This is a genomic window from Actinomyces oris, from assembly GCF_001929375.1.
Classification (GTDB): Bacteria; Actinomycetota; Actinomycetes; order Actinomycetales; family Actinomycetaceae; genus Actinomyces; species Actinomyces oris_B.
In genome coordinates, this window is the sequence record NZ_MSGO01000024.1 from 24396 (window position 1) to 32207 (window position 7812).

General features: G+C 67.0%; 8 protein-coding genes. 2 read left to right on the plus strand and 6 right to left on the minus strand.

Going from position 1 to position 7812, the window contains the following annotated elements; translation table 11 throughout:
* Positions 1–127: 127 nt before the first annotated feature.
* Both BKH32_RS05815 and BKH32_RS05820 read right to left on the minus strand, forming a co-directional pair.
* A complete protein-coding gene (locus tag BKH32_RS05815; RefSeq protein WP_075249069.1) occupies positions 128–745 on the minus strand; it encodes a hypothetical protein in 618 nt (205 codons plus the stop codon).
* Positions 746–994: 249 nt separating this feature from the next.
* Positions 995–1240, minus strand: a complete 246-nt coding sequence (locus BKH32_RS05820; RefSeq protein ID WP_252863164.1) for a hypothetical protein — start codon at positions 1238–1240, stop codon at positions 995–997.
* A 601-nt stretch (positions 1241–1841) separates the two neighbouring features.
* On the opposite strand from BKH32_RS05820, the gene BKH32_RS05825 reads away from it, so the two are divergent.
* Both BKH32_RS05825 and BKH32_RS05830 read left to right on the plus strand, forming a co-directional pair.
* Positions 1842–2552: a hypothetical protein gene (locus BKH32_RS05825; protein ID WP_075249063.1), complete on the plus strand. Its 711-nt coding sequence runs from the start codon at positions 1842–1844 to the stop codon at positions 2550–2552.
* A 158-nt stretch (positions 2553–2710) separates the two neighbouring features.
* Positions 2711–3676 carry an ImmA/IrrE family metallo-endopeptidase gene (locus tag BKH32_RS05830; RefSeq protein WP_256691110.1) on the plus strand — a complete coding sequence of 322 codons (966 nt, stop codon included), beginning with the start codon at positions 2711–2713 and terminating at the stop codon, positions 3674–3676.
* Between the two features lie 27 nt (positions 3677–3703).
* On the opposite strand, the gene hemW is transcribed toward BKH32_RS05830, so the two are convergent.
* The 4 genes from hemW to BKH32_RS05850 all read right to left on the minus strand — a co-directional run.
* Positions 3704–4951 carry a radical SAM family heme chaperone HemW gene (gene hemW, locus BKH32_RS05835; protein ID WP_218638460.1) on the minus strand — a complete coding sequence of 416 codons (1248 nt, stop codon included), beginning with the start codon at positions 4949–4951 and terminating at the stop codon, positions 3704–3706.
* Between the two features lie 35 nt (positions 4952–4986).
* Entirely contained in the window at positions 4987–6264 is a 1278-nt protein-coding gene (locus BKH32_RS05840; protein WP_430383789.1) for a CynX/NimT family MFS transporter, read from the minus strand.
* A gap of 35 nt (positions 6265–6299) precedes the next feature.
* On the minus strand, positions 6300–7310 hold the full coding sequence (gene trmB, locus BKH32_RS05845; protein WP_075249067.1) for a tRNA (guanosine(46)-N7)-methyltransferase TrmB: 1011 nt from the start codon (positions 7308–7310) through the stop codon (positions 6300–6302).
* A 76-nt stretch (positions 7311–7386) separates the two neighbouring features.
* Positions 7387–7812: MOSC domain-containing protein (locus BKH32_RS05850; protein WP_143222726.1), on the minus strand; the 426-nt coding region annotated here is incomplete at its 5' end.

A 7812-nucleotide genomic window follows, 5' to 3' on the forward strand; every position in this document is an offset into this window, starting at 1 on the left:
CGACGACGACGGCGTTGAGCGACGTCGGCCTCACTCTAGCCGAGCGGGTGCGCCCTCCGGCTCGCAACGAGTCCACGCCCCGCAGGCTGAGACGAGCGGGGCGCGGAGGAGACCTGAAGAGATGAGATCAGCGGACGACGTCGTAGCCCTGGATGCGCACGTAGGAGTAGGCGGAGAGCAACGCCGCCAGCGGGACCGTCACAAGCCAGCCGATCAGTGTGATCCCACCGAGGATGTAGAGGCCAACACCGGTCAGAGCGAAGGGGAAGAGCTCTCCGACGTGGCTGGACAGGGTTGCCCACGACGCCTTCATTCCTGCAATCCCATCCACGCCCTTGTCCACGGTGAAGTAGACAGAATAGTAGAGGAGAAAAGCCACGATGATTCCCGGAATGAGGCACAGGATCATGCCTACTCCCGTGGCAATCGCAGTGAGGAAGCTGGCCAGAAGGCTGGCCCCGAAGTTCGGGAAGGAGAAGATATCGTTCCACTCCAGCTGCCGCCCCGAAGCCACCTTGAGAGTCATGTTGGCGGCCACGATGGCCGAGAACAGGCGGACACCGGGAGCGACATAACCCCAGAAGGGGATTCCGTAGCTGACTCCGTACTCTTCTCCGTTGAGCTCAACACGTGAGTCAAATCCAAGATTTGAAAGAATGGCCCACACACCGAAGCCGACAACGAGAATAAGCGCATTGTCCTTGAACTTGGACCACGCCCAGGACATGCCATCGCCGACGCTCATCGGCGTACCGCCCCATTGCACCTGGAGGATAGGGAGGCACCCATCCTCCACCGGCACTCATACCGGGCTGGGGTCCGTAGCCTGGAGCAGCAGCGGCGTGAGGGTCGTAACCGGCTTGCGCCCCGTAGCCGGGGGCACCTGCGCCCTGAGGGGCACCACCGGGCCGGGAACCGTCATCTGGAACCAGGGGGCTGTGAAGTAGTCATCCCATTAGTTTGCCACAAGCCCCTAGACACGACACTAAGAATATCACTGCATCAGCAGGGGCAGGCCTTGAGCGGTCCGCGCCTGCTGGATCGCCGAAATGATCTTCTTCCTGCTCCACGTCACGAACTCCAGGTCGCCTCCCCGTGCGGTTGAGATGACGACGGTGACGTGGAGGATGAAGACCTTGGGGCGTGCGGCAAGGATTTCAGTCACGGGGACACGCAGCCGGCTTCGATCACTGTTGAGATTCATGGAGTGAGGCTCGAAGATGACCTCCGTGGTGGTCACCAGGAGATGTCCTCCGCGCGCCACGCGACCCCGCGCGCCAGTGAGGATGGCGGGCAACGAGATGAACCGCTCACAAGCAGAAGCGGGTCGGTCGAGATGATTCGCAGGCACCCTGAGCAGGACCTGCCCGTCAGGTGTCATCGTCACAGCCGCCCCCCTCGATTCCACCCAGATATTGACCTACCGTCAGTCTACTGCATCATCCGCTCAGCGTGAATGGGCAGAACCCGCCCCGCAACACACGGACTCGCTCTTCAAGAGCGGACACCCTCTCCGGACCACTCCACGACAGGCCGCCGCTGCCGTAGGGACAGAGGCTGGGGCCGTCCCGGCTGCTGCGGTGTCCAGGCGCTGACTCACTGGACGGCGCGCGGGTGACGGTGCCGGTCATGAGACGGCCGCCGCGCAGGGCGAGGACCGCCCACCCCCTTGAGGCAGCACCACACGGAGGAAGCCCGTCGGCCACGAAACCCAACAACGACAAGCTCGCCACCTTGATCACACAGCAGCGACGAGCAGCCTCCTGTCGCTTCCGGTCCTGAGCGCTCATCTGTGGTAACTTCTGGTTCCGTCCACTCGTTCGCGACTCCGGGAGGCCCTCGTGACTCAGCCCACGACACAGTTGCCACGCGCACCACGCGCACGAGTCATCACCGGAACGGAGGCCGAGCAGGAGCTCCACGCGATGGGCCTGTCCCCCTCCAGCCTCACTCGGCCCTGCGTTGAGGGGCTGCAGAGCGCAGTCGCCGGCTACTCACCTTTCGAGCCGGCGATCTCCTTCGGGTTCTCCATCTGGTCGAAAATCGTGGGAGCGCTGCGCAAACAGCTCGACAAGGAGGGCTGGAAGCACCATGACATCGCCAACGCTCCCCGATCAGTCAGCCCGGACGGAACCATGGCGATCGCAGCAGTTGGCGGCGACTCACAGACTGCTCACGCGGATGGCGACCCGCGCAACGCACGCACCAAAGGCCCCAGATTCGCCAATGAGGTCGAAAACAACGCAGTAAAGAGTGGCGCTCCGCGATACACGCAGTGTCGGCTCGACCTCGGAGCGGGCGATGAGGATACAGCTTTCGCCAACCTGCAGACCTGGATCCTGCTCTACTTCTGGGACCGAACCAGAAATGAGTTACGCCTGGAGCTGTCACTGCCGATAGACTGCGACAAGGGCTTCGTCACCCAGTGGGAGACACGATTCATTCTTCCCGTGCAGGACCTTTCAGGACATACCGACTTGTCTTCCGATGACGACGTGCGGCCCTACGCAGCCACGCAGGACGTGGACTTCGAGATCACCGCTATCTCATGACGCTTGAGGCATCGCGAGTCATCCTGGCCAGGCAGAGGGCAGGACTGTCCAAGTCAGCGCTGGCCCACAAAGCGGGGACGACACCTCGTACAGTGACAACATGGGAGTCTGTGGGACCCCCCGCATCAAGGTTGCATCAGATCGCCACCATCACAGGCATGCCGCCTGAGTTCTTCTCAGTCGAGGAGATTGACCTACTGGACGAGAAACAGGTGTTCTTCCGGGCACGACGACGTTCTCCATCCGTCTTACTGCGTCGTTCAACAGCATTCGGAGCACTGGGCGTCGAGTTCTACAGGTCCATCTCCAAACACTTTATGACACCCGCCCTCAGCCTGCTCGACACCGAGTCTCGTAACTCACCTCAAGAGGCGGCTATGGCTCTGCGTCTAGCATGGGGAATGGGACAGGAACCTGTTCCCAACCTGGTGCAGATGGCTGAGGCTCACGGCATCAGGGTCCTCGGGATTCCGCTGGCGGATGTCAAAGTGGATGCCTTCAGTTTCTGGTCGGCGGAGGGGCGCCCCTTCATCTTCCTGTCCCGCGTCAAGACAGCGGAGCGTTCACGCTTCGATCTAGCACACGAGATCGGACATTTGATACTCCACTCGGATGTCACCAGAACCGAAGAGGTGACAGACCGGCAGATCGAACATGAGGCGAATATTTTTGCCGCCGAGTTCCTGCTTCCCACAGAGTCCTTGCGCGCCAAGCTGTCAAGCCCTCCGTCACTCGACACCCTGATGAAGATCAAAATCACCTACGGGACATCGGCCATCGCAACGGCGCGCTCTATCTACGACGCAGGAGTGTTGTCGGACTGGGGATACCGGCAGATGCTCGCTACGCTCACCACACGAGGCTTCCATCAAGGGGAGCCGGGCAGCACACTCCCCTATGAGAAATCACGGGTCTTCAGCACAGTCAATGATCATCTGAGGTCTCGGGGACTCTCAGTCTCAGACTGGGCTAGGACAATCGGTCAACGTCCTGACGACGTTACTGGTTTTATGCTCGGCCAAGCGCTTCACGCAGCCCCGGATACGGGCACGGAATCCATTTTTGAGAATTCAGGCAGCGAGGAGCACCCGACTGTCAGACCAAGACTTCAGATTGTGAAGTAGTTCAGTTCAGCAGTACCTGGGTTGGGTTCATCGGGTCAGGGCGCGGGTGACGGTGTCGGCCATGAGGCGGCCTCGCAGGGTGAGGACCGCCCGGCCCCGCACGGCCGCAGCGGCGTCGAGGAGTCCATCGGCCACGAGACCGGCCACGACGGGCACCAGGTGCGGCGGGGTGGCTTCGGCAGCATCAGGCCGGTGTGCTGATGGGCCACCCGGCAGGTTCCCGAGGCTCGCCAGCTCGATGCCCTCACGCAGGCGGATGCCCAGCATGATCCGCTCCAGCTCGCGGGAGTCGGCGTCGATGACCTCGTGCCCGGCCACGGGCAGGTGGTCGGTGGCGATCTGCCCGGCCCAGGCAACCGGGTGCTTGGTGTTCCACAGGCGCACGTCCCCCAGGTGGGAGTGGGCTCCGGGTCCCGCGCCCCACCAGTCCCAGTCGAGCCAGTAGGCCCGGTTGTGGCGGCACTCGGCGCCGGGCCGAGCCCAGTTGGAGAGCTCGTACCACTCGTAGCCGGCCTGGCGCAGGGCGGTATCGGCCATCTCGTACTTGGTGGCCTCGTCGTCGTCCTCGGGCATCGGGAGCTCTCCGCGGCGGACCTGCCCCCACATGCGAGTGCCCTCCTCGATGACCAGGGCGTAGGCGCTCACGTGGTCCGGGCCGATGAGGGTCACCTCGTCCAGGGAGCGCCTCCAGTCCTCGAGGGACTCCCCCGGCGCCCCGTAGATGAGGTCCAGGGAGGTGCTCAGGCCGGCCCGCCGCGCCCACTCCACCACGCGGGGCACTCGGGCGGGCTCGTGGGTGCGCTCCAGGACCTTCAGCACGTGAGGCACGGCGGACTGCATGCCGAAGGAGACGCGGGTGAAACCGCCTTCGGACAGGGTCACCAGGCCGGCCTCGTCCACGGAGTCCGGGTTGGCCTCCGTCGTCACCTCCGCATCCGGAGCGAGCCCGAAGCACTCGCGCACCAGCTCCAGCATGCTCACCAGGTCGGAGGCGGGCAGCATGGTGGGGGTTCCTCCGCCCACAAAGACGGTCTGGGCGGCGCGCACCGGCAGGCCCGCATCGCCCATGGCGCGGCGGGCGGCGCGCAGCTCGCCGGCGAGTGTTCCCACGAAGTCCTCGGCCGAGGCGCCCCGCCCCATGGTCAGGTTCGTGTAGGTGTTGAAGTCGCAGTATCCGCAACGCACCCGGCAGTAGGGAACGTGCAGGTACACCGAGAACGGGCGCTGACCCCCGCCAGGAGCGGGCGCGGCCGCCTGCGCCGGCAGCTCCCCCATTCCCGGCAGGGGCTCACCCACCGGCTGGGCCGGGCTCACTCGGTACCGCCTTGCTCGGCCCGCTCCTCGTCGCCCTCCAGGACGCCTGCAGGAATGGACGGCCCGGGCCTGCCGGAGTCGCCTGCGCGGGCAACGATCTGGGCGCACACGGTCATGAGCACCACGACCCCCGTCACCATGGCGAAAGGGGCCACCCAACCGCCGCTGTGCTCATGGACCCACCCCATCACCACGGGGCCGACGGCGGCCAGGCAGTAGCCGGTCGTCTGGATGACGGCGGTGGTCCGGCGGTTCTCGTCAACCGACTCCGAGCGGCGGATGACCAGGGTGAACAGGGCGGCGAAGAAGGCCCCCTGTGCAATGCCGGAGAGCATGCAGGGCACCAGCCAGTAGCCGGGGGCCACCGTCAGGCAGACCGGCAGCATGAGCCAGCAGGCGCAGATGACGCCCAGGACCCTGCTGGCCGGCCACCGCAGCGCCTCGAACATCACCGGGACCAGCAGGGGCCCCACGATTCCCAGCAGGGAGAACACGGAGGCGGCCGCTCCCGCACCGGACTCGCTCATGGAGAGCTCGTCAACCAGGGCCGTGGGCAGCCACCCCGAGATCGCGTAGTAGGAGAAGGTCTGGGCTGCGAAGGCCACCGCCATCACCCAGGTCAGGGGGCGTCTCCAGACGGCGGTACCGGTCGACGACGTCGGACTGGCCAGGGAGCGCTCCGTCACCCAGGAGGTCATGCCCGATCGCTCCCGCAGGCTCCGCCTGGGCGCCTGGCTGCCGGGAGGGAAGACCCACAGCCACAGGGCGCCTGCCAGCAGCACCGGGATCGCGGTCCAGGCGGCGGCCGAGCCCCGCCAGCCGATGACGAGGGCCAGCGGCACGGCCAGGGCGGTGGCCGCGGTGACGATGACGTTGCAGGTCGAGGAGTACAGGCCCGTCATGAGTGAGGTGCGGTGCCAGAAGTCGCGGCCGATGACCATGGGCGCCACCAGGTTGCCCACCGTCAGCCCCGCCCCGATGATGAAGGTTCCGGCGAAGGCCGCCCAGGAGGTGCCGGCCGAGCGCAGCAGTGCCCCGGCCAGAGCCATTCCCAGGGTGAGCAGGCCCGCAGTGTTGATGCCGAGGCGACGCACCACGGTCGAGGCCAGCGGAGTGAGCAGACCGAAGCACAGGATCGGCACGGAGGTCAGTGCGCCGCGCGCCACCTCCCCCATACCCAGGTCCTGCCCCAGGCGCGTCAGCAGTGGCGGGATGACGCCCACCGGAGCCCGCAGGACGGCGCAGAACCCGAGAAAGCCTGCGACGATGACCATGAGCCAGGCGCGGCGGGGCAGCCTGGGGACATCAGTCACAGCCGGTCCGTCGGGTACAGCAGGCCGTCACCGCGGCCCTCGCGCAGGCGCCAGGGCTGGGACTCCAGGTGGTCCCAGGCCTGGCCCTCGGCCTCGAGACGATCCAGGACGGAGGCGCCCCGCTCGGGGATCCAGTCCACCTCGGTGCGCACTGCGGTCAGGTCCCGGATCGTGCGCCCGGCGTCCAGGCCCCGCTGCTCGAAGCGGGTCATGACCCGCCCCTCGTAACGGGGCGACCACCCGCCACGCACCCCCGCCGGGGATCCCGGGTCCAGGCCGTTGCCCAGGCTGCCCTCCTCGGCGGTCTCGGCCCCCAGGTCGGGGCGGGCACCGGCGTCGTCGTGGCGGAAGTACGGCAGGGTCGCATCCGCGCGCAGGCCGGTGGGCAGCGCCGCCACGTCCTCGATGACGTCGCGCATCTGCCAGGCGTAGTCCGCCCAGTCGGTGGCCAGGCGCCACACCCCACCGGGACGCAGCACCCGCGCCACCGAGTCGGCGAAGGCCGTGGTCACCAGGCGGCGCTTGCGGTGGCGGGGCTTGCGCCAGGGGTCGGGGAAGAACACCCACACCTCGCTGGCGCAGGACACCGGCAGGGCTGTGGCCAGCAGCTGGGAGGCGTCGGCAGGAACGACCCGCACGTTGTGCAGGCCCTGACGGTGGATCGAGGTCACCAACCGGGCGATCGCGGTCTCCCAGACCTCCACCGCCAGGTAGTCCACCCCCGGGTGGGCGGCGGCGTGGGCCAGCAGCGCCTCACCGCTGCCCGAGCCGACCTCGACGATCAGTGGCCGGACCTGACCCACGTGCCCGAAGAGCTTCTCCGGCTCCAGACGGAAGCTCGGGGACACGGTGCGCACGGCGTCGGCCCGCGGTACATCGACCACGTAGCGGGGGCCGAGCTGGGCCAGGGCCTCGGCCTGGACGGGGCGCAGCCTGCCGCCGGCGCGCGAGAAGGAGCGCACCCTGGAGCGGATGGCGTGGGAGCGGGGCGGGTGGTGCTGAGCCATGCGGAGCCTTGCGTCCTTTACTTCTGTGAGGTCTCGAATCCGTCTGCCTGGTGTCCTCAGGCGCTGGGCGGTGCCCTCAGCCGACCTGCTCGTGGGCGGCGGCACGCACGTACTTCTTGGTGAAGGGGGCGATGACGCAGTTGCCGAAGACCTCGGAGTTGAGCAGCGCCTGGGCGTCGCGCGGGTCGTGGTGGGCGAACCAGCGCCGGCAGGTGACCCGGTGCCCCGGGGAGGAGACCACGCGCACCTCGTCACCGGCCTGCACCGCCCCCTCGGTGAGCACCGCCAGGTAGACGCCCACCCGGTTGCGCGCCGAGAAGACCTCCACCCAGTCCGCGCGACCCACGCCTCGGGCGAAGGTGGCGCACGGGTTGCGCACACCGGTCACCCTGACCCGCAGTCCTCCGTTGCTCGGGTCACCGATGGACAGGATCGCGCCGATCTCCACGTCGTCGACGTCTCCCTCGATGAGGAGGTTCTCCCCCAGCCGCCCCGGCTCGAT

Excerpts from the sequence above, each read along its gene's own strand:
- BKH32_RS05815 (WP_075249069.1), bottom strand. The coding sequence starts at position 745 with ATGAGCGTCGGCGATGGCATGTCCTGGGCGTGGTCCAAGTTCAAGGAC.
- BKH32_RS05830 (WP_256691110.1), top strand. The coding sequence starts at position 2,711 with ATGCCGCCTGAGTTCTTCTCAGTCGAGGAGATTGACCTACTGGACGAG.
- hemW (WP_218638460.1), bottom strand. The coding sequence starts at position 4,951 with ATGGGGGAGCTGCCGGCGCAGGCGGCCGCGCCCGCTCCTGGCGGGGGT.
- BKH32_RS05840 (WP_430383789.1), bottom strand. The coding sequence starts at position 6,264 with ATGGTCATCGTCGCAGGCTTTCTCGGGTTCTGCGCCGTCCTGCGGGCT.
- trmB (WP_075249067.1), bottom strand. The coding sequence starts at position 7,310 with ATGGCTCAGCACCACCCGCCCCGCTCCCACGCCATCCGCTCCAGGGTG.